Consider the following 22,410-nt stretch of genomic DNA (forward strand, 5'->3'; position numbering starts at 1 on the left):
ATGCTAATAGTTATTAAAGGTGCAGGAGATTTAGCAAGCGGAATAGCATATAGATTAAAAAAAAGTGGTTTTGATGTTGTAATGACAGAAATAGAAAATCCTACAACAGTAAGAAGAACAGTAGCTTTTTCTCAAGCTATATTTGATAATGAAACAATTATTGAAGGAATTAAAGGAATTAAAGTTAATAGCATAGATGAGATAAATGAAGTAATAAGTCAAGGTAATATACCTGTTATGATTGATGAAAAAGCAGAAATTGTATCAAAGTTAAAACCAAATGTAGTTGTAGATTCTATAATTGCAAAGAAAAATTTAGGGACAAGTATAGATGATGCACCAATTGTTATTGGTGTAGGGCCAGGATTTGAAGCAAAGATTGATTGTGATTTAGTAATTGAAACTAAAAGAGGTCATTATTTAGGAAAGGTGATAGAAAAGGGGAGTGCAATACCTAATACCGGAATTCCAGGGAATATTGGTGGATATACTAAAGAAAGAATTATAAGAGCTTCGGCAAATGGTAAAATAAAGCCAGTTGTTAAAATTGGAGATTTTGTTAAAAGAGGTCAAGTAGTGGCTTATGTAGATAAAGAAGAAGTTTTAGCACAAATTGATGGAATAGTTAGAGGAATGTTACAAGAAAATATAGAAGTATTTAAGGGTATGAAGGCTGGAGATATTGATCCACGATGTGAAAAAGATCATTGTTTTACAATTTCTGATAAAGCAAGATCTATAGGTGGAGGAGTATTAGAAGCAATAATGTATATGAGTAATAAGAATAAATAAATGAAAGAGTGGGGAGAAAGTTATGAAAAAATTTATAGATGCTAAAGGAAAGAATTGTCCAATACCAGTGATAATGGCTAAAAAGGAAATAGAGTCTGGAGTTAATTTTTTTGAAATTGAAGTAGATAATAAAATTGCAGTTGAAAACTTAAAAAAACTTGCAAAAAATCAAGGATTTGAAATAAAAATTACACAAGATAAAGATAATTTTAAAGTTGACTTTTCTAATGGATGTGAAGAATGTGAGGATATTTTGAATAAATTAGAAGGGAAAAAAGAATTAGGAAATTGGGCTGTATTTGTTAACAAAGAAACTATTGGTAGTGGTGATGATGAGTTAGGTAAATCATTAATGAAGATGTTCTTGTATACTATTTCTGAAGGTGAAGATTTACCAAGTTCAATTTTATTTATGAATGGAGGAGTAAAAGTTCCAACCCTAAATGAACAAGCAATCGAACACTTGAAAGTTTTGGAATCTAAGGGGGTAGAACTGTTAGTTTGCGGTGCTTGCCTTAATTTCTATGGTTTAGAAGAACAATTGAGTGTAGGAAAAGTTAGCAACATGTATGATATAACAAATGTTATGAAAGAGGTATCAAAAGTAATAACTATATAATTATAAAAGATTAGTGAAATTTATTAAATTATATTATGTAGCGTATAATATTAAATAATGAGTCAGCATAATTAGTACAGTTTATCTAAAATAAACAGTAGGTTATGCTGACTTTTTAATTGTATATTATTTTATTATTATTGAATGGGATTGTTTATCAGTAACAGTACCAATAATTCTTGTCCAAGGATTATTAAGTTCCATTCTTGATATAAACTCTAAAGCATCTTTTTCTGGCATTGATAAAAGAAGACCACCAGAAGTTTGAGGATCTAAAAGTACATCTTGCATTTCTTGAGTAACAGAAGAATCACATCTAAAAATATCTTTTAAATATTCTAAATTATTGTACATACCTTCAGGAATAATTCCCATACTAGCATACTCTAAAGAATCATTAAGAAGAGGAATTGAATTAGAATAGAACTCAATAGTTTTATTACTTCCACTTGCCATTTCATACCCATGACCTATTAGGCTAAATCCAGTTATATCTGTACAAGAATTAACACTTAAGTTTTTTAAAGAATCCTTAGCATATTTATTTAAAGTTGTCATTACATTAGTTACTTCTTTAATTTTTTCAGCAGATAGTAATTCAGCTTTAGTTGCTGTATTTAAGATACCTATGCCTAAAGGTTTAGTAAGAACAAGGACATCGCCAGTTTTAGCATTGCTGTTAGTAAGTATTTCGTTAGGATGAGCAAAGCCAGTTACACAAAGTCCATATTTAGGAGTAGGGTCTGCAATAGTATGACCACCACTAACAACTGCACCAGATTCAGATACCTTACTGTATCCACCAGCTAAAATATCATGCATTATTGATGTATCTAAACAAGATGGAAAGCATAATAGATTCATTGCAATTGCAGGATCACCACCCATAGCATAAACATCACTTAATGCATTAGTAGCAGCAATTTGTCCAAATATGTATGGGTCATCAACCATAGGAGGAAAAAAATCAACAGTTTGAATAAGAGCTTTGTCCTCACTTACTTTATATACACAAGCATCGTCTTTTTTATCAAAACCAACTATAAGATTTGAATCTTCAAATTTAGGTAGATTTTTTAATACTGAATCTAAAACTCCAGGACCTATTTTTGCAGCACACCCAGAAGTTTTAGTTAAGGTAGTTAATTTTATAGTATTCCCCATTTTTTCTCCCTTCGAATTAAGAAATAAATATTTTTTATATATGATTATTATAAATAAAAAATAAAAAATTATAAATATATATGGAAGAATTTATTTAATTATGGTATAGGTATATAGGACTAAAAAAAAGATGGAAAATATAAACAACCATGTTCTATCATAAAGTATTAAATATATAAACTTATAGCTTTTATATTAGAGAAAAGAGAGGATAAGATAATGTTAATAAGCAAAGAAAAAAATTTTTATAAGCTAATTTTAAGTATTGCTTTACCAATTGCAATACAAAATTTAATTACGTTTGCAGTAAGTATGGTAGATACTATGATGCTAGGAGCATTAGGAGAAGTTCAATTATCAGCTGCATCAATTGGAAATAATTTATTCTTTATATTGACGATATTAATATTTGGACTAGCTGGGGGATCTAATATTTTGATATCACAATATTGGGGAAGAGGAGATGTAAAAACAATACATAAAATACTTTCAATAATGTATAGGGGTTGCTTAATAATTGCAGCTATATTTATTTTTATAGCAATAGTATTCCCGAGTCAGTTTATGAGAATATATACTACTGATACAAGGGTAATAGAGGAAGGAGTTTCATATTTAAGAATAGTTTCTGTTGGATATATATTTTATGCAATAACAAATTGTACAATAATGATGCTTCGTTCAGTAAAAACAGTTAAAATTTCATTAGTTGTATATAGTTTATCATTAGTTGTTAATGCATTTTTTAATTATATATTAATTTTTGGTAATTTTGGTGCACCAGTATTAGGTGTTCAAGGAGCAGCAATAGCTACGGTTATAGCAAGAATAACTGAATTTAGTATAGTTTTAATTTTTATGATTAAATTTGAAAATAAAATATTATTAAAGGCTTCACATTTATTAAAAGTAGATAAAATAATTTTTAAAGATTTTTTAACAAATTGTACACCAGTATTATTTAATGAATTTTTATGGTCAACTGGGTCAACAATGATTTCTATTATACTTGGAAGGCTTGGAACTGAAACTGTAGCGGCTAATAGTATAAGTAATGTAGTATTTCAATTTGTAACTGTATTTATATTTGGACTTTCAAATGCAACTGCGGTAATTATAGGTAATACTATAGGTGAAGGCAAGAATGAAAAAGCAAAAGAGTATTCACGAACAGTTGGTGTACTTAGTATAATAATGGGGATTATGGCAGGGGGCGTAATTTTATTAATAAGGCCTATTGTAGTTGATTTTTATAATGTATCTCAAGTAACTAAAAATATAGCAGTTGAAATTATGGGATCTATGTCAGTTATAGTTATATTTCAAAGTTTTGGAGTTACATTAATGATGGGAGTTCTACGAGGTGGAGGAGATGCAAAGTTCGTCTTAATAAATGATATTATTTTCTTATGGCTTGTAGCTATACCTTGCGGATTTATTGTAGCATTTATATTAAAATGGCCAATTGAAGCAGTATTTTTTATTGTGAAAAGTGATGAGGTAATAAAATCAATTATTGCAGCTGTAAGAGTATTAGGAGGTAAATGGGTAAGAAACGTAACAAGAGAATTTGAACTTGAAGGAGCTTAATTTTTGGCTTAGAATGATATTATTGCCAGTATTATTTTGCGTAAATAAGAGCACTCTAATTAATGTAATTATTTATTACGTTAATTTATTTAAGTGAGGTGAAAATAGTTTGGCAAAGAATAGAAATGAAAAAAAGCCTAAGCAGAAGAAGAAGGCTAAGACAAAAATTGTTCAAAGTGATGAATTACAATAAATTATTATAAAAACATGCATATGAAAAAGTGTAATAAAGCACTTTTATCATATGCATTATTTTTATTTCAATTATTGTTGTATTAATTTGTTTAAAGCATAACTAAACACTTTAAGATATTTATTAATTCTACTATAAAGCATATGTATTATTGATAATAGAAATCAATTTATTTTTATAATTAAACTATTTTAAAAAAATATTTTCTGGTATATAATGTAAATATATAAACCATGAAGGTTTAACTTAGTAAAGAATAAAGTTATACAATAGGGCCATGAAGGTGCTAAATATTAGAGCTTATCTATAAAAAATATTTTTATAAAGGAGTAGATATTATGCACATGGGAGATGCCTTAGTTTCAGGGGCAGTAGGTGGAACTATGTTGGTAGCAACAGCAGCTGTTGCTACATATAGTGTAAAAAAAATAAATAGTGATATGGATGAAAAAAAGATTCCATTAATGGGTGTAATGGGAGCTTTTGTTTTTGCGGCTCAAATGATTAATTTTACAATACCAGGCACAGGATCAAGCGGACATATTGGAGGCGGAATTTTACTTTCTATTTTATTAGGACCTTATGCTGGATTTTTAACAATGGCAGCTATACTGCTCATTCAGGCGCTTTTCTTTGCTGATGGTGGATTACTAGCTTATGGATGTAATGTCTTTAATATGGGATTTTATGCATGTTTTATTGCATATCCATTTATTTATAAGTTTATTAATAGAAAAGGAATAAGTACAAAAAGAATATTTGCTGGTTCGGTTCTAGCATCTATAATAGGACTTCAGCTAGGGGCATTTAGTGTTGTTTTAGAAACATTGTTATCAGGAAAAACTGAATTGCCATTTACTACCTTTGTATTATTAATGCAACCAATACATCTTGCAATTGGATTTATTGAGGGGCTTGTAACTGCAGCAGTAGTAACTTTTGTATGGAAAGCAAGACCAGAAATTTTAGAAAAATCTTCAGATGGAGAGGCTTATGGAAATATATCTATGAAAAGGGTATTAGGTGGATTAATAATTGCAGTATTAATTGTTGGAGGAATGTTATCTTGGTTTGCATCAGCTAATCCAGATGGATTAGAGTGGTCTATGGAGAAAACCGCTGGAACTACAGAATTAGATTCGCCAGGAGGAGTACATGATACATTATCAAATATTCAAGAAAAGACTGCATTTCTTCCAGATTATAGTTTTAAGTCACAAAGTGATAATGAAGAAGAATGGCCAGCAGTTAGTGTAGGGACAAGTATTTCGGGAATTATAGGTGGAGCATTAACATTAGGACTAGCTCTTTTAATAGGGTTTGGAGTTAAGTTTATAAAGGGAAAAAGAAAAAAAGTTAATGTTCATTAAGCTTTAGGCAAGGCAAATTCTTTGCCTTGCCTTTAAATTTTAAGTAAAGGTTTGATAATAAATGGCTAATATAATGAACTCAATTTACGAAATTAATACCTTAGATGATTTAGCAAAGAAAGATACAATAATTCATTGTATTCATCCATTAGTAAAATTAATAACTACATTTTTGTATTTAATATGTGTAGTATCATTTAATAAATATGAAATTAGTGGATTAATACCTTTTGTATTTTATCCCATTCTTATTACTTCTTTAGGAGAAATACCATTAGCTCCAATATTAAAAAGAGTTTTAATAGCAGCACCATTTATACTAGGAGTAGGAGTTATAAATTTATTTTATGATAAAACTCCAATGAATGTAGCAGGAATAATAATTAATAGTGGATGGATAACTTTCTTATCTTTATCTATAAAAATTTTGCTTACAGTTGTAGTAAGTATTTTACTTATAGCTACTACGGGAATGGAAAATTTAGCTTGTGCATTAAGAATGATAAAAGTACCAAAGATATTTGTAATGCAAATTTTATTAACATATAGATATATTTCAGTTTTAGTTGAAGAAGCATCAAGAATGATGAAAGCATACTATTTAAGAGCACCAGGCCAAAAAGGAGTTAAAATGAAAGATTTAGGCTCTTTTATAGGACAGATGCTTTTACGTACCTATGATAGAGCTCAAAGGGTATATGAAGCAATGAAGTTAAGAGGATTTAATGGAGAATATAATAGTACTGCTTCTTTAAAAATTAAATTATCAGATTATTTATATTTAACTATTTGGTGTTTATTTTTCATAGTAGCAAGAAATTTTAATATACCTATTTTAATAGGAAATTTATTTTCAGGAGTGATCGGATAAATGATTCATCATAAACTACAGGTAAGAAATTTAACTTTTTCTTATCCAGATGGACAAGAAGCAATTAAAAACATGTCTTTTGATATAATGCCTGGTGAATCTGTTGGAATTATAGGAGCAAATGGGGCTGGAAAATCTACTTTACTTATGCTCTTAATGGGTATATTAACCAGTAAAAATGGTGAAATAATAGTAGGGGAAGAGAAATTAAATAAAAAAACATTAAGTAAAATAAGAGAAAAGTTAGGTATGGTATTTCAAGATCCAGATGATCAATTATTTATGACAACTGTATATGATGATGTGGCATTTGGTCCAAGAAACTATAATTTGCAAGAGGACGAAGTTGAAAGAAGAGTTATGAAAGCATTAAATTTAGTAGGAATTCCACATTTAAAGGATAGAGCACCTTTTAAATTATCTGGTGGAGAGAAAAGATGTGCAGCTATAGCTTCTGTATTATCTATGAAACCGGATATATTAATAATGGATGAACCCACATCAGCTTTGGACCCTAAGTCAAGGCGAAACTTAATAAATATGCTTAATAAATTTGAACATACCAAATTAATTACTAGTCATGATTTAGATATGGTTTTAGATACATGTAATAGAATTATAGTAATAAAAAATGGGGAGATTATTGCTGATGGATCATCTAAGCAAATATTAAGAGATAGTGAGTTGCTTGATACATGTGGACTAGAAATTCCTTTATCTATTCAAAATTGTCCTATTTGTGGGAGAGGTAATAAGCAGTTTGTTAATAAATAGGGAGGGATTATGAAGATAGCAGTTATTGATGGACAAGGTGGCGGAATAGGAAAGGCAATTGTAGATAGGCTGAGGAGAACTTGCAATGAGGAGTTAGAAATAATAGCACTTGGAACCAATTCTTTAGCAACATCAATGATGTTAAAGGCTGGAGCTAACGAGGGAGCCACAGGTGAAAATGCAATAGTTTATAATTCTACAAGAGTAGATATGATATTAGGGAGTGTTGGAATAGTTTGTGCAAATTCTTTTTTAGGTGAATTAACACCTAAGATGGCAGAAGCAATAGCAGAAAGTTCTGTAAAAAAGGTACTTATTCCTTTAAATAAATGTAATGTACTAGTTGTAGGCATAGAAAATAAATCGCTACCACATTATATTGAAGATGTAGTTGAAATAGTTAAAAATTATGGAGGTAGATAATATGTGTGAGGCTAATGTTTATTTAATTGATAGAGAGGGAAGAGAAAGATTATTACTTGAGTCAGTAGATAAAATTATACCTGGAGAAGAAGGAATTTTTTTAGAAAATATATTTAGTCAAAGAAAAACGATTAGAGCAAAAATTAAAGAGATGGAATTAGTTAATCATAAGATTATTTTAGAGGCTGAAAAATAAAGTAATTTATGCTATAATTTATACAAGTTTAATTTAGGAGGTATATTATGTCAATTAAAATGTTACATACTTGTATAAGAGTAATGGATTTAGAAAAATCACTAGAGTTCTATAAGAATGCTTTAGGACTTGTAGAAACGAGAAGAAAAGATTTTCCAGAGCATAAATTTACATTAGTTTATTTATCAGATGTACCAGGTGGTTATGAAGTAGAGCTTACTTATAACTATAATCCAGAAGTTCCTTATGATTTAGGAAATGGATTTAGTCATATTGCTATAGCTCATGATAATATTGAGTCTTTAAGAGAAAAGCACAGTGAAATGGGATATGAAGTTACTGATTTAAAGGGGCTTCCAGGAGAAAAACCTCATTATTACTTTGTAACTGATCCAGATGGATATAAGGTTGAAGTTATAAGAGGATAATTACTTTAAGAAGTAAGGGGGATATAGAAATTCTTTAGGAGTTTGTATAAGTTTCTTTACTTCTTATTTTTTTAGGTATTTTAATTTTGAAATTAAAATATTTCAGAATACAGTGGAATAAGTGTATTAGTAGGAAAAGTTAAATGTAATGAATATTCCTAGTATTAAGTGAATTTTTAATAAGCAAAGGAGAAAATAATGGATTGGTATTGTGCAGTATGGAATAGTGATAGTGTAAGTAGTGCAGTTGGAGCACAGGTTTTATATGAAATGTTATGTGAAGGAGATAGTTCTTTAGTTGGAGATATAAGCTTAATAGATGAATTTTATGAAGATTTAATTGATAAAAAGCTTAATATTGAAATTGCTAAGGGAAAAGGATTTGTAATAATTGGATGTATGCTTGAAGATGCTGAATATTTAAATGACATAATATCTGAAATGGCAAAATCACATGGATTATCATATTTTGAACCACAAAATATGACTTATATTTTTTAAGTATAAATTTATTTCTTATATATAACATCAATTTTCACATAAATGTAAATTGATGTTTTTGTTATTATATTTAATTTTAATTTACGTACAAGTTTTTGTCTAACCTAAATAATAGAAGTTTATATTTAGTGATTTTTTATAATATAAAGAAAAATAATATAAAATATAAGTAGTATACTATTAAAAATAGATATGAAAGGTAATACAATATGGAAGAAATAAAAAAGAGAACTATTAGAGGCAAGGAAGATAAAGATGAAAGATTTTTTTCAAGTAAGGAGATAGAAAGATTAAGGCATGCACAAGAAGAAGTAGTTTGGTTGCTTAATAGAAATTATCCTATTAGTAATATAATTGATTTTGTAGGGGGAAGGTATCAATTTTCAACAAGACAACGCATGGCAATTAGAAGGGCAAGTTGCTCAATCAAGGATTTAGAAGTGAGACGAGATAAGGAGATAAGTGTGTCTAGTTTAAAGGGAAAAACTATTAATATAGATGCATTTAATTTTATTATTTCTCTTGAGGTGGCATTATCTAAGGGATTATTAATAAAGTGTATGGATGGAGCTATAAGAGATTTAGCAGGACTAAGAGGTACTTATAGATTAATTGATAAAACATATGGTGTATTAGAAATCTTAGGAAAAGCTTTTAGAAGTCTAGAATTAGAATGTGTTAACTTTTATATAGATGCCCCTGTTTCTAATTCAGGAAATCTTAAAGCTGCAATTTATGAAGCTGCTGAGAAGTGGGAAGTTAATGTAAATGTTGATATAGTTATTAATCCTGATGTTATACTTGAAAAGAGTAATTACGTTGTAAGTAGTGATTCTATTATTTTAGATAAATGTGATGGTTGGATTAATTTAGTTAGTTATATTATTAAAGAATATATTGATAATGCTTGGGTTATTAATTTAGAAAAATATAATAGTGAAAAGAGAAATTGATTAATAATATTTTGATATTAGATAAAAGGTTAGAAGTACAAGTGTATTTTTAACTTTTTTTATTTAATAATATTGATATATAATAAGATAATAGAGTTGATAAAATTTAAGAGAGAGTGATGAACATATGCCAGTATATCAATTAAGTGATGAAATAATGTTTCCAAATCCTGATTTAGCAGAAGAAGATGGATTATTAGCAGTAGGTGGAGATTTAAGTTTTGAAAGACTTATCTTAGCTTATTGCAATGGTATTTTTCCATGGTACAGTGAAGGTGAACCAATTTTATGGTGGTGTCCAAAGCCGAGATTTATAATAAAGCCAAGTGAGATTAATATATCAAAATCAATGAAAAGAGTGTTTAATAAAGGTGAGTTTAAGGTTACTTTTGATAAAGATTTTAATGAGGTAATAAAAAACTGTAAAGAACTTAGGGAAAATAAAGAAGGAACATGGATAACTAATGAAATAATGGAAGCGTATATCAACTTACATAAAAAAGGTTTTGCCACAAGTGTTGAGGTATATAAAGATCAAGAACTTGTAGGAGGACTTTATGGTGTTAAGATAGGAAAGTGTTTCTTTGGAGAAAGTATGTTTTCAAAGAAAAGTAATGCGTCTAAAGTAGCTTTAATAAGTATTTGTAAAAAGCTTGAGGAAGAGGGATATATTTTTCTAGATTGTCAAATGCACACAAACCATTTAGAAAGTATGGGTGGAAAGTTTGTTAGTTGGAAAGAATTTAAGGTAATGTTAAAGGAAGGACTAGCTTTATAAATAAAAAATATTAATTTAAAGATAAGGAGATATTCTTAGTAATATCTCCTTATTATATATAAATGGTTCTATTTAAATAATTGAATTATTTAACATATAGTCTTTCCAATCTCCGTTGGGAATGTAGATTGCTTCAGTATCAAAAAGTTTATCCCTATCTTTATTATAAAAGTATACATAACATAGTTCATTTTGGTTATTTTCAATATTTTCAACTTCTAAAAGCATTTTATGGTATTCATTTTCAGAATTTCCTTCACTTATAAAGCCCTCCATTTTATCAAGTGCCTTCATAGTAGAATCATAATCCTCTTTATTAATGACCATTATTTCACCTAATATATAATCTTCACCTGGAACTATTGCAGGATAACCTTTATAGGGCATATGATATAATTTAACATTATGTAATTTTCCTTGTTTTTTCTTAAAAATCTTTCCGGCTAAAAACTTATTATAATTATAAAATCCTTCTCTTAAGCTTCCGTAAACAAAAAAATTAATATTTTTCATTAGTAATTTTCACCACCTATTTTCTAGAAAAAAATATCTGAGGATTATTCATAGTTTCCCACAAGGTATATGGGTTGATACTGAAAAAATTATACTAAATAGTATTTTAACTGTAAATAATAAAATGGGTATATTGGAATTATATATAGTGAAGTTTATGATATATGTAAATTATAAATGAAACAGTATTGAGGAGGAGATTATAAATTAAAAAATAAGTGATAATTGTAATATAAAAGATTTAATTTTAAGTGTAAATAATAAAGAATGTTAATATTATAAAAATAGTAATAAAAAAGAAAATCTGTATCAAGATATTTCTTTGATACAGATTTTTTTACTATCTATTTAGATATTCTTCCATAATATTTTTAACCATAGGAATTGGAATGCTACTTCCACCTCTATCTTTAACATCTTCTATAATTGTTGCAATAGCTAATTTTGAACTAGTAGTATCTACTGCAACAAACCATCCATTTTCAGTTCCGTTAGTATCATCTTGAGATGATTTAATTTCAGCAGTTCCAGTTTTAGCAGCTATATTATATCCGTCAATTTTCATTTCATATGCATGACCATCTTCATCATTTACCATAGCAGAAAAATCTTCAATTAAAGTTTGAAGGTTTTCAGGCTTAATAGCAGATTCTTTCCAAATAGAAGCAGTACTATTATCAGATAAAACTAATCTAGGAGTCATAATATTACCATTGTTAGCTAAAGCGCTATATGCTAAGGCCATATTTAAAGGAGTAACCATTAATTCACCTTGACCATAACCTGTATCAGCAAGTAAAATTTCAGAATTTAAACTTCCATCGTTAGAAATACTAGAATCAGTCATTGGATATTCGAAAGTCATTTCTTCACCTATACCAAATCCTTTTATACCACTAATTAAATCATCGCTACCGATCTTTAATGCAGCTTGGGCAAAGTAAATATTATCAGAGTGTTTAGCGGCTTCTCTTAATGAAACTGGACTAACATTTTCTACCCTAGTTATTTTATAATTACCCCAACTTGAATCTTTTTGCCATGTTAATCCATTAATTTCTATAGATTCATCAGGGTTAATTTTTCCAGTATTTAAGCCAATTGCAGCTGTTATTAGTTTCATAGTAGAGCCAGGGGCATATGTTTTACTGAATCTATTTACAGTATCAGTGTAATTATTTGCTTCTCTTTCTGCAGCTTTAGTTTTAGTGACATAAGTTGTAAACATATTAGAATCATATGATGGAGAGCTTACTAAAGCTAAAACTTCACCAGAAATAGGATCAACAGCTGTTACAGCTCCTTTTTCTCCATTTAACTGTGTATAGGAATTATTTTGTAAAGTTGAATCTATTGTAAGTTTAATATCTTCGCCATTAATAACTTCTTTTTTTAATATACTTATTTCATCAGAGCCTCTTTTAATGTAAATTTCAGCTCCATCTTCACCGCGTAAAGTATCTTCATAAACAGATTCGATTCCAGCCTTACCAATTAAACTTGTTGAAGTATAACTATAGTCATTTTTATTTTCCAATTCTTCAGCAGTAATTGCTCCAACGTAACCAATTAATCTTCCGAATGCTTCTCCACCATAGTAAACTCTTGAAGTTTTAGTATTAATAAGAATTCCTTCTTCATTTCTATTAGTAAGAGTTTGGAGTTTTTCATCGGTAGTAGTTATACTAACTATTGGAACAAAAAGCTCAGGATCGGTATTTGCATCTAACTTGCTTATAATAGTATCTTCACTAATATCTAATGTATTTGCTAGTTCTGTAATTTTAGAATTACGATTTTCATTATTAAATTTAGATGGATGAATTCCAACTACTGAAATTGTACCATCTTCAGCTAAAATATTACCATCTCTATCTAATATCTTACCTCTAGAATGATTTGTGGTTCTAACATAAACTTTATCATCCTTTATCATATTAGGGAAAATCAAACTTTCATCCCAATTAATTAGATAGTTGTCCTCTTCTTTATAAATATCTACGTCAAAATTTGTTAAATTTAACTCACCAGCGATAGTTGTTGCTTTTAAAGTAAATGAGGCAGTATAGTAATTATCTTTTTTTTCAAGATCCTTATTTAAGGAAATATCTAAATTGTCTAAGTTAATTGCCGAGTAGATAGTTTTATATCTATTAACAAAGGTTTCCTCATTAATTGATTCCTTAGATTCTTTTGTTAACATGGAATACATTCCAGAAAAATCACTTTTAAGCCATTTTTCAACATAGGAATTAAAAGCTTCATTATATTTACTTGTTTTTGAGCAACCTAATGAAAATATTATTACTATAATTAATGATAAAAGTAAAAGCAACTTATTTAGGTTTTTCATAATCATCCTCCTTTGATTGTTTAATATACTTTATTATACTATTTTAAGGAAAACATTCCAAATAAAATAATAAGTTAGCAATTTTATAATTATTTATGAATAATAGAATTTAAATATAAAATGTATTGATAAATTTTTAGTATATATATATAATCATCATATCGAAAAAAATAGATATGAGGTGTTGTAATGAAGAATAAATATGAAGCCAATTCTAAGGTATTTAAAGCTTTTTGTGATGAAAATAGATTGATGATTCTTGAGATTCTTCAAAGTGGAGAAAAATGCGCATGTCATTTATTGGAAAAAATAAATATCAGTCAATCCACTTTATCACATCATATGAAAATATTATGTGAATCTGGAGTAATTAAAAATAGAAAAGAAGGTAAATGGACTTATTATTCAATAAGTAATGAGGGCTGTGAATATGCATTTAGCTTATTGAAGATATTAACGAAGGTACATAGTAACGAAAATGTGGATAATTCAAAATGTAAAAATTAAATAAAAAATATATTAAAAATATATTAAAAATAAATAAGATTAAATTAGTAAAGGATGATTGGAATGAAGAAAAAAGTAGCTTTTATTTGTGTTCACAATTCTTGTAGATCACAAATGGCAGAAGCATTAGGAAAAATTTATGGTAATGAAGAGTTTGAATGTTATTCAGCAGGAACTGAAACAAAACCAATGATTAATCAGCAAGCAGTTAAGATAATAAAAGATTTATATAAAGTTGACATGAATAAAACACAAAAGTCTAAATTGTTAAGTGATATCCCTAAAGTAGATATAGTGATAAAAATGGGATGTAATGTTGTATGTCCATATCTATATGCAGAACATATTGAAGATTGGGGCTTAGAAGATCCTACGGGAAAAAGTGATGAAGAGTTTATAAAGGTAGCTAAAGCAATAGAAGAAAAGGTAAAAGAATTAGCAAAAAAGATTAAGAATAACGAAATTTAAAAAGAAAAATTTTATAATACGAGATTATTATAAAGTAGTAAATTTTGAGAAAGATTTGCGGATGGAGATAATATGAAAAAAATAGACTTAACTAGGGGAAAAGTCATATCAGTTATAGCTGCACTAGCATTACCTATAATGGGTAGTTCATTATTACAATTTACATATAATTTAATTGATATGATATGGGTAGGAAGGCTTGGAAGTAATGCTGTAGCAAGTATTGGTTCTTCAAGTTTGTATATTAATATTGGTAATGCTTTAAATTCTTTAGTTGTTATTGGAACAGGAATTAAAGTTGCACATGCAATTGGTAGAAAAAATGAGAATGAAATAAAGGAATATATAAATTCAGGAATAGTAATAAATATAATTATTGGTACTGTTTTTGGGTTAATTCTAATCTTTTTAGGAAAAGGATTTATAGAATTTTTAAATTTGAATAATAGTGAAGTAGAAAGTAATGCTTATTATTATTTAGCTTTAAATGCTCCTATTTTATTTTTTGCTTTTTTTAATATGATGTATACAAGAATATTGGGGAGTTTTGGTAATAATAAGTTAGCTCTGAAGATAAATGGAGTTGGAGTTATTTTAAATATAATTCTTGATCCTGTATGTATCTATGTTTTAAATTTTGGTGTCATTGGTGCAGGGGTTAGTACTTTAATAGCTAATGTTATAATGTTTATTTTATTTAGAATAAATACAAATGGGATACTTAATTATAGGTATGATTTAAAGGTTGATTTTGAAAAGATAAAAGAAATAATAAGGCTTGGTTTTCCAATGGCATTTCAAAGAATTTTATTTACAATTATAAATATTATCTTAGCTAAGATTATAGCGATGTTTGGATCAGAAGCGATTGCTGCACAAAAAATTGGAGTTCAAATAGAGTCTATCGCTTATATGATAATTGGAGGATTAAATGGTGCTGTTGCAAGTTTTACTGGTCAAAATTTTGGAGCAGGAAAATCAAACAGAATAAAGGAAGGATATAGAAGTGCATTAGTAGTGGGAATAAGTTATGCAATAGTTATGGCAGGAGTATTTTTATTGCTTAATAGGCCATTAATTAGGTTATTTATAAGTGATGAATCAACAATTTTAATTGCATCAGCTTATTTAAAAGCAGTAGCTTTTTCACAAGTTTTTAGTGCTATTGAAATGATATCAAATGGAATGTTTACAGGTATAGGAAAACCTAATATTCCTGCAACTATTAGTATTGTGTTTACAAGTCTTAGAATTCCTCTTGCTCTAGTATTAATTAAACCTTTTGGGATAAGTGGAATTTGGATTAGTATTTGTATATCTAGTATTTTAAAAGGAATATGTTCTTACTTTATTTATGAAACTAAGATTAGAAAGATTTTATAGAGAATATATGTTTTTAGGAAAGTATGATATAATTAGTTAAAATTCCAAATGAAAAAGGAGCAAATATGAGTAAAGTGTTAGTATTGGCAGAAAAGCCATCAGTAGGAAGAGACTTAGCAAAGGTTTTAAAATGTAATAATAATAAGGGTTCATATATAGAAGGAAGTAAATATATTGTAACTTGGGCTATGGGTCATTTAGTTGGACTTATGGATCCAGAAGGTTATGATAATAAATATAAAGAATGGAAGATGGAAACTCTTCCTATGTTACCAAAATACATGAAGTTAGTAGTATTAAAGAAAACTGGAAAGCAATTCAACGAAGTTAAGAAACTTATGAATAGAAATGATGTTAGCGAAATAGTAATTGCTACAGATGCTGGAAGAGAAGGGGAACTTGTTGCTAGATGGACTATTGAAAAAGCAGGGGTTAAGAAGCCACTTAAAAGATTATGGATTTCATCTCAAACTGATAAAGCTATTTTAGATGGATTTAGAAATTTAAAAGATGGTAAAGAATATGAAAATCTATATAGAGCAGCCGTTTGTAGAGCTGAAGCTGATTGGCTAGTTGGACTTAATGTAACAAGAGCTTTAACTTGTAAGTATAATGCACAATTATCTGCTGGGAGAGTTCAATCTCCAACACTTGCAATGATAGTTCAAAGAGAAGAGGAAATAAGAAACTTTAAGCCTAAGCCATATTATACGATAAATGCAAAAACTAAAGGTTATAGTTTAGCGTGGGTAAATAAAGATAATAATGGTAGAATATTTGATGAAGATTTTGCAAATAAAATTGTTTCTAAAATAAAAGGAGCAGAAGGTGAAATAGCAAATATTATTTCAACAAATAAAAAGAAGTTTGCACCTGCTTTATATGATTTAACCGAATTGCAAAGGGATGCTAATAAGATTTTTGGATATTCAGCAAAGCAAACATTAAATATAATGCAAAGATTATATGAAAATCATAAAATATTGACTTATCCAAGAACAGATTCAAGATATGTTACTACAGACATAGTAGCGACTATTCCTGATAGACTTAAAGCTGTTGCAATTGGTGAATACAGAAGTATTGCTGATGATTTATTAAAAACAAAGATAAATGCTCATAAAGGTTTTGTAGATAATTCTAAGGTTAGTGATCACCATGCAATTATTCCAACTGAAGAAAAGCCTAATCTTTCTAACTTAAGTTCGGAAGAAAGAAAAATATATGATTTAGTTGTTAAAAGGTTTTTAAGTGTACTATTACCACCTTTTGAATATATACAAACTACAATTGAAGGAAAAATTGAAAATGAAAAATTTATAGCTAAGGGAAAGGTAATATTATCAAAAGGCTGGAAAAAGCTTTATGATAAATTGGAAGATGACTCAAGTGAAGAGGATATTAAAGAACAAGTATTGCCTAAATTAAGTAAAGGGAATAAATTTGTTGTAGAAAATGTTTCTTTAAATAAAGGAGAAACTAAACCTCCAGCAAGATTTAATGAAGGTACACTTTTATCTGCAATGGAAAATCCTCATAAGTATATAAATGTAGGAAAAGAAGCAGCTAAGACTTTAGGGGAAACTGGAGGCTTAGGAACAGTTGCAACTAGAGCTGATATTATTGAAAAATTATTTAATTCATTTGTTATTGAAAAGAAAGGTAAAGAAATCGTACCTACATCTAAAGGAAAGCAACTTATTGAATTAGTACCAACTGAATTAAAAACACCTTTACTTACTGCAAAGTGGGAAAGGCAATTAGATGAAATTGCAAAAGGTAAAAGAGATTGGAATGGATTTATTAGGGAAATGAAAAATTATTCTATTGCTTTAGTAGAAGATGTTAAGGGCGGAAATAGTAAATTCGTACATGATAATAAAACAGGAAAAAAATGTCCTAATTGTGGCAAATATCTTTTAGAAGTTAAAGGTAAAAATGGAACAATGAATGTTTGTCAAGATAGAGAGTGTGGATATAGAGAAAATGTTGCTAGGCTAACAAATGCTAGATGTCCTGAGTGTAAGAAAAAATTAGAAATTAGAGGGCAAGGAGAAGGTAAAATTTACGTTTGCACAGGGGCAAATTGTAATTTTAGAGAAAAAGCATCTTCTTTTGAAAAGAGATTTGATAAAAAGGGAAAAGTGGATAAGAGAGAAACTCAAAGAATTATGGCTAAAATGAAGAAAGAAGCAGAAAAAGAAGCTATAGAGGATAATCCATTTGCAGCTTTATTAGGAAATATGAAGTTTGATGAAAAATAGTATAAAATAGTATATTGAAGTGTATTGAAAAGCAAGATTAGGAATAATTTTGCTTTTTAATGCTATAATATAAATAGTAAATGAAGTTTTTCTGAAAGAAGCGTAAAAAATATATGTAAAAAATGGAGAAAATCCTAATCTTACTTGCTATTGGAAAGTAGACATAATATAATTAATGTTGAAACAAAAAGAATAGAAGGGGGAAAACCATGAAAAAAGGACATACAAAAGGTAGAAGTACTATATTATTTATTCTTACCTTAATTGTTATAGTTGTATTTGCCTTTGCAGGTGCTAGAGGCGTTGAAATAGCAGGATGGGAATTTAAGTCATTCAATAAAGCTATTACTAAGGGGCTTGATCTACAAGGTGGAGTTTCTGTGTTAATGGAGATACAGGATGAAGATGTAACAAAAGAGGACTTAGAAAAGACAAGACAACTTATCGATTTAAGAGTTAATAAGCTTGGTGTTGCTGAAACTTCAGTGACAGTGGAAGGTGACAGAAGGGTAAGAGTTGAAATTCCAGGTGAATACGATTCAAAAGATTTAGTTGATAGTTTATCTAAGACTGGTAATTTGACTTTTAAAGATGAAGATGGAAACGAAGTGTTAAGTGGTTCAGATGTAGAAGAGGCAGGAACTATGCTTGATTCTACAAGTAATGCTCCAGTTGTAACTTTAAAGTTAACTGATGAAGGAACAAAAAAGTTTGCTGAAGCAACTGAAAACAACCTTAATAAGAAGATTTATATTTACATGGATGATGAAGAAATTTCTGCTCCAACAGTTGATAGTGTAATTACTGGTGGAAATGCTATTATCAAGGGAAGTAGTTCTATAGATGAAGCTAAGAATTTGGCAGGATTAATTAATGCAGGAGCTCTTCCAGTAACAGTAAAAGCTATACAAATTGAAAATGTAGGAGCACAATTAGGTGCGGAAGCACTTCCAAATGCAGTTAAGGCTGGACTTATAGGAATAGCAATTATATTTTTATTTATGATTCTTTATTATAGGATTCCAGGAGTTATTGCATGTATTGCATTAACGTTATATGTATGCTTAACATTATTAGTATTTGTTGAAGCTGATGTTGCATTAACACTTCCAGGAATTGCAGCCTTCTTGTTAACAGTTGGTATGGCAGTTGATGCAAATGTACTTATATTTGAAAGAGTTAGAGAAGAGTTAAAAAATGGTATGTCTGTTAAATCTGCGGTTGAAAAAGGATTTAGCAATGCATTGTCATCGATCGTTGACTCTAATATAACAACTATTATTGCAGCATTAGTACTTTATTTTATGGGTACAGGTAGTGTAAAAGGATTTGCTGTTACATTAATGATAGGTATAGCAGTAAGTATGTTTACAGCTATAGTTGTAACAAAGACATTAATGAAATGGGCTGTTAACATGGGAATGTTAAAGTCTAATTGGCAGTTTAGAGTAAAGAGGGGGTAATGAGATATGTTTAAGATAGTAGAAAAGTCAAAAATTTGGTTTTCAATATCCCTTGCAATTATATTAATTGGTGTAGTTTTAATGTGTACTAGAGGATTAAACTTTGGTATAGATTTTAAAGGTGGTACTAAGTTAGTAGTTGAGCTTGGTGATAATTTTGATAAGGTAGAAGTTGATAATATAGTAAAAGAGTATGCTTCTGATGCAGTAACAAAAACTGTTGAAGGTACTCAATATGAAATTAAATCAACTGAATTAGATGAAACAAAAACTGCAGAATTATTTGATGCTCTTAAAGAAAAGTATACTTTAGATGATTCAGCATTAGTTTCTGAAACTCAAATTGGGCCATCAGTTGGTAAAGAACTTAGTAGAAATGCGATAATTGCAGTATTAGTAGCATGCGTAGCTATGTTAGTTTATATAGCAATTAGATTTGAATTTACATTTGGTGTTGCTGCAATTGGAGCTTTAATACATGATGTATTAATAACTTTATCTGTGTATGCAATATTTGATATTCCAGTTAATAGCTCATTTATAGCAGCTATGTTAACTATTGTAGGGTATTCTATAAATGATACTATAGTTGTATTCGATAGAATAAGAGAAAATAATCATAGTATGAGAAGAAGTAATCCAGCAGAAATCGCTAATAAAAGTATTAATAAAACTTTAGCTAGATCTATTAATACATCATTAACTACATTAATTATTATTGGTGCAGTAAATGTATTTGTCCCTACAGTTAGAGAGTTTTCATTCCCATTATTAATAGGTATAGCAGCAGGAGCTTATTCATCAATATTTATTGCTTCACCTATTTGGGTAATATTAAAGAATAAAATGAATAAGAAAAAGTCAGTAAAGACTGCATAATACAAAAATAACTGCTCATTTGAGTAGTTATTTTTTTGAGATAAATAATTTTTAAAAGTATTAATATTAATTTATAAATATATATAATGAGATTTAAATATATAATTAAATTATAAAGAAATTAAAATTTGAAGAGTAATATTAATTTGGACATGCAAAATATATGATATAATGACATAAAATAGTAGCAAGATGTAGGAATGAAAAGCTTTTATATAACAAATAATTAGGTAGAATTAAAAAAAATCAGAAAAATCTTATAAAATGCCATTCTTTTTAAGAAAACATTTGTAATATAGATAAAATTACATTATAATATAAATGTTTTCTTATTAATGTGGAGGAGTTTGTCATGCGTAAGTTTTGGGAAAGTATATATAGTCCAAATTACATAAGTGGATATAATCCCTTTATACTTAAAGATATGAATAAAGCAATAGAACGTATGGTATCAGCAATTAATAATAGAAAAAAAATTGTTGTTTATGGGATACCTAATGTAGATGGATTATGTGCTATTTCATCCCTTATACTGGTTTTGAAATATTTAAATGCAGATATTGAATACGTAGTCCATGATGATTCTTCAGTAAAATCGAAGATTACTACAAAGGATATAATTAATAACGTGCATTTTTTAGGTGGAGAATTACTTATAGCCTTAGGAATAGATTTAAAATCAAGTGAAGAAGAAGAGCTTTGTAAAAATCTTGGTATAGATTTGATAGTTATAGAAAATAGAGACATAAATTATGAGTATGATCACATATACTTAAATCCTAATCAAAAAGGATGTCAATATAGATATAAAAATTTATCAATAAGTGGATTAACTTTTAAATTGATGCAAGCAATTGCAATTTATTATAATATTAAAAGTATTAATAAGTATTTGGATTTAATTTTAATAGGTGAAAAGTCGGCGAAGACTCCTAAAAAGGGTGAGAACTTCGTTATTATAAAAGAAGGAATGAAGTTTTTAATTAATACAAATAATTATGGTTTAAGGTCCATAATGGAAGCCTATAATATGATAAGCATAAATGAAGAAAGTATAGATAAAATTATAGATGTTATAACACCAACTATTAATGTTGTTACTATGATGGATAATGCTAGAATTATTATAGAGTTATTAATTACAAATAGAAAAGAAAGAGCAGAACAAATAACTAAGTATTTAAATAAGTCTAAGGAAAATGTATAATATAAATATAATAATTTTTGACTATAATAAATACAAGAATAAGTGAATATGGAGGATTTGTAATGGATCTAAAAAAAAGCATTAGAATAGTGGAAAACTTTCCAAAGCCAGGTATCAGCTTTAAGGATATTACAACTTTAATATCAGATGGAGAAGCATTTAAGTATTCAATAGATGCTATTGCTGAACATTTAAAAGATAAAAATGTTGATATTATATTAGGACCTGAAGCAAGAGGATTTATATTTGGAGTACCAGTTGCATATGCATTAGGGGTAGGTTTTATTCCAGTTAGAAAGAAAGGTAAATTGCCTTTTGAAACAATTTCTGTTAACTATGATTTAGAGTACGGAACTGACGTGTTAGAAATTCATAAAGATGCAATTAAAAAAGGGCAAAGAGTTGCTATAGTTGATGATTTACTTGCTACTGGCGGAACTATTGAAGCTGTAACAAGATTAGTAGAAGAAGCTGGTGGAGAAGTTGTAGCTTTAGATTTTGCTATTGAACTTACAGATTTAAAAGGAAGAGAAAAATTAAAGGGTTATGAAGTAATGTCATTAGTTCAATATGATATATAACTTATTGAAATACCTTAAATTTTAATATATAATTACTGTAAAGGTGGCTGGTTTATTTAACCAGCCATAAATTTTAAATAAAATTTTATAAATAATGGATATAATTAATTTCAATATAGTAGATTATTATTAAATTCTTT

General features: G+C 28.3%; 23 protein-coding genes. 20 read left to right on the forward strand and 3 right to left on the reverse strand.

Going from position 1 to position 22,410, the window contains the following annotated elements; translation table 11 throughout:
- The gene (gene yqeB, locus TY07_RS01040) at window positions 1-792 is read left to right on the forward strand and encodes a selenium-dependent molybdenum cofactor biosynthesis protein YqeB (RefSeq protein WP_042393968.1); all 792 of its coding nucleotides are present in this window, start codon (window positions 1-3) and stop codon (window positions 790-792) included.
- A 22-nt stretch (window positions 793-814) separates the two neighbouring features.
- Window positions 815-1,411 (forward strand): sulfurtransferase-like selenium metabolism protein YedF, encoded by a 597-nt coding sequence (yedF, locus tag TY07_RS01045; RefSeq protein WP_042393972.1) that lies wholly within the window; start codon window positions 815-817, stop codon window positions 1,409-1,411.
- Between the two features lie 126 nt (window positions 1,412-1,537).
- On the opposite strand, the gene selD is transcribed toward yedF, so the two are convergent.
- Window positions 1,538-2,575 (reverse strand): selenide, water dikinase SelD, encoded by a 1,038-nt coding sequence (selD, locus tag TY07_RS01050; RefSeq protein WP_042393974.1) that lies wholly within the window; start codon window positions 2,573-2,575, stop codon window positions 1,538-1,540.
- A 219-nt stretch (window positions 2,576-2,794) separates the two neighbouring features.
- On the opposite strand from selD, the gene TY07_RS01055 reads away from it, so the two are divergent.
- From TY07_RS01055 to aat, 10 genes are all read left to right on the forward strand, one after another.
- Window positions 2,795-4,165 (forward strand): MATE family efflux transporter, encoded by a 1,371-nt coding sequence (locus TY07_RS01055; RefSeq protein WP_042393977.1) that lies wholly within the window; start codon window positions 2,795-2,797, stop codon window positions 4,163-4,165.
- 531 nt (window positions 4,166-4,696) lie between these two features.
- The gene (locus tag TY07_RS01060; protein ID WP_042393981.1) at window positions 4,697-5,728 is read left to right on the forward strand and encodes an energy-coupling factor ABC transporter permease; all 1,032 of its coding nucleotides are present in this window, start codon (window positions 4,697-4,699) and stop codon (window positions 5,726-5,728) included.
- Window positions 5,729-5,789: 61 nt separating this feature from the next.
- Window positions 5,790-6,599 (forward strand): cobalt ECF transporter T component CbiQ, encoded by an 810-nt coding sequence (gene cbiQ / locus TY07_RS01065; RefSeq protein ID WP_042393983.1) that lies wholly within the window; start codon window positions 5,790-5,792, stop codon window positions 6,597-6,599.
- Window positions 6,600-7,373 carry an energy-coupling factor ABC transporter ATP-binding protein gene (locus TY07_RS01070; protein ID WP_042393987.1) on the forward strand — a complete coding sequence of 258 codons (774 nt, stop codon included), beginning with the start codon at window positions 6,600-6,602 and terminating at the stop codon, window positions 7,371-7,373.
- 9 nt (window positions 7,374-7,382) lie between these two features.
- Complete coding sequence (locus TY07_RS01075; protein WP_042393990.1) at window positions 7,383-7,796, forward strand: DUF3842 family protein; 414 nt, start codon at window positions 7,383-7,385, stop codon at window positions 7,794-7,796.
- 1 nt (window position 7,797) lies between these two features.
- On the forward strand, window positions 7,798-7,992 hold the full coding sequence (locus tag TY07_RS01080) for a CooT family nickel-binding protein (RefSeq protein ID WP_042393996.1): 195 nt from the start codon (window positions 7,798-7,800) through the stop codon (window positions 7,990-7,992).
- Between the two features lie 47 nt (window positions 7,993-8,039).
- Window positions 8,040-8,420, forward strand: a complete 381-nt coding sequence (gloA, locus tag TY07_RS01085; RefSeq protein ID WP_042393999.1) for a lactoylglutathione lyase — start codon at window positions 8,040-8,042, stop codon at window positions 8,418-8,420.
- A 198-nt stretch (window positions 8,421-8,618) separates the two neighbouring features.
- Window positions 8,619-8,921, forward strand: a complete 303-nt coding sequence (locus tag TY07_RS01090; protein ID WP_042394002.1) for a hypothetical protein — start codon at window positions 8,619-8,621, stop codon at window positions 8,919-8,921.
- 209 nt (window positions 8,922-9,130) lie between these two features.
- On the forward strand, window positions 9,131-9,874 hold the full coding sequence (locus tag TY07_RS01095) for a DUF434 domain-containing protein (protein ID WP_042394005.1): 744 nt from the start codon (window positions 9,131-9,133) through the stop codon (window positions 9,872-9,874).
- A 127-nt stretch (window positions 9,875-10,001) separates the two neighbouring features.
- Complete coding sequence (gene aat / locus TY07_RS01100) at window positions 10,002-10,652, forward strand: leucyl/phenylalanyl-tRNA--protein transferase (RefSeq protein WP_042394008.1); 651 nt, start codon at window positions 10,002-10,004, stop codon at window positions 10,650-10,652.
- 72 nt (window positions 10,653-10,724) lie between these two features.
- Here the strand turns inward: aat and TY07_RS01105 are convergent, their stop codons facing one another.
- Both TY07_RS01105 and TY07_RS01110 read right to left on the reverse strand, forming a co-directional pair.
- Complete coding sequence (locus TY07_RS01105) at window positions 10,725-11,165, reverse strand: gamma-glutamylcyclotransferase family protein (protein WP_042394010.1); 441 nt, start codon at window positions 11,163-11,165, stop codon at window positions 10,725-10,727.
- Window positions 11,166-11,505: 340 nt separating this feature from the next.
- Window positions 11,506-13,518, reverse strand: a complete 2,013-nt coding sequence (locus TY07_RS01110; protein WP_042394012.1) for a penicillin-binding transpeptidase domain-containing protein — start codon at window positions 13,516-13,518, stop codon at window positions 11,506-11,508.
- Between the two features lie 189 nt (window positions 13,519-13,707).
- Here TY07_RS01110 and TY07_RS01115 point away from each other — a divergent pair, with 189 nt between their 5' ends.
- From TY07_RS01115 to TY07_RS01150, 8 genes are all read left to right on the forward strand, one after another.
- Window positions 13,708-14,025, forward strand: coding sequence for an ArsR/SmtB family transcription factor (locus tag TY07_RS01115; RefSeq protein ID WP_042394013.1), 318 nt, complete (start codon window positions 13,708-13,710; stop codon window positions 14,023-14,025).
- A gap of 63 nt (window positions 14,026-14,088) precedes the next feature.
- Entirely contained in the window at window positions 14,089-14,493 is a 405-nt protein-coding gene (locus TY07_RS01120) for an arsenate reductase/protein-tyrosine-phosphatase family protein (protein WP_042394015.1), read from the forward strand.
- A 72-nt stretch (window positions 14,494-14,565) separates the two neighbouring features.
- Window positions 14,566-15,876 carry an MATE family efflux transporter gene (locus TY07_RS01125; RefSeq protein WP_042394017.1) on the forward strand — a complete coding sequence of 437 codons (1,311 nt, stop codon included), beginning with the start codon at window positions 14,566-14,568 and terminating at the stop codon, window positions 15,874-15,876.
- Between the two features lie 65 nt (window positions 15,877-15,941).
- Entirely contained in the window at window positions 15,942-18,140 is a 2,199-nt protein-coding gene (locus TY07_RS01130; RefSeq protein ID WP_042394020.1) for a DNA topoisomerase III, read from the forward strand.
- A gap of 209 nt (window positions 18,141-18,349) precedes the next feature.
- Complete coding sequence (gene secD, locus TY07_RS01135; protein ID WP_042394022.1) at window positions 18,350-19,603, forward strand: protein translocase subunit SecD; 1,254 nt, start codon at window positions 18,350-18,352, stop codon at window positions 19,601-19,603.
- 6 nt (window positions 19,604-19,609) lie between these two features.
- Window positions 19,610-20,482 carry a protein translocase subunit SecF gene (secF, locus tag TY07_RS01140; RefSeq protein WP_042394025.1) on the forward strand — a complete coding sequence of 291 codons (873 nt, stop codon included), beginning with the start codon at window positions 19,610-19,612 and terminating at the stop codon, window positions 20,480-20,482.
- 352 nt (window positions 20,483-20,834) lie between these two features.
- Window positions 20,835-21,689 carry a DHH family phosphoesterase gene (locus TY07_RS01145; RefSeq protein ID WP_042394028.1) on the forward strand — a complete coding sequence of 285 codons (855 nt, stop codon included), beginning with the start codon at window positions 20,835-20,837 and terminating at the stop codon, window positions 21,687-21,689.
- A gap of 62 nt (window positions 21,690-21,751) precedes the next feature.
- Window positions 21,752-22,270: an adenine phosphoribosyltransferase gene (locus TY07_RS01150; RefSeq protein WP_042394031.1), complete on the forward strand. Its 519-nt coding sequence runs from the start codon at window positions 21,752-21,754 to the stop codon at window positions 22,268-22,270.
- Window positions 22,271-22,410 lie beyond the last annotated feature (140 nt).

It is taken from the genome of Clostridium saudiense (assembly GCF_000577815.1).
GTDB classification, from domain to species: Bacteria; Bacillota; Clostridia; order Clostridiales; family Clostridiaceae; genus Clostridium; species Clostridium saudiense.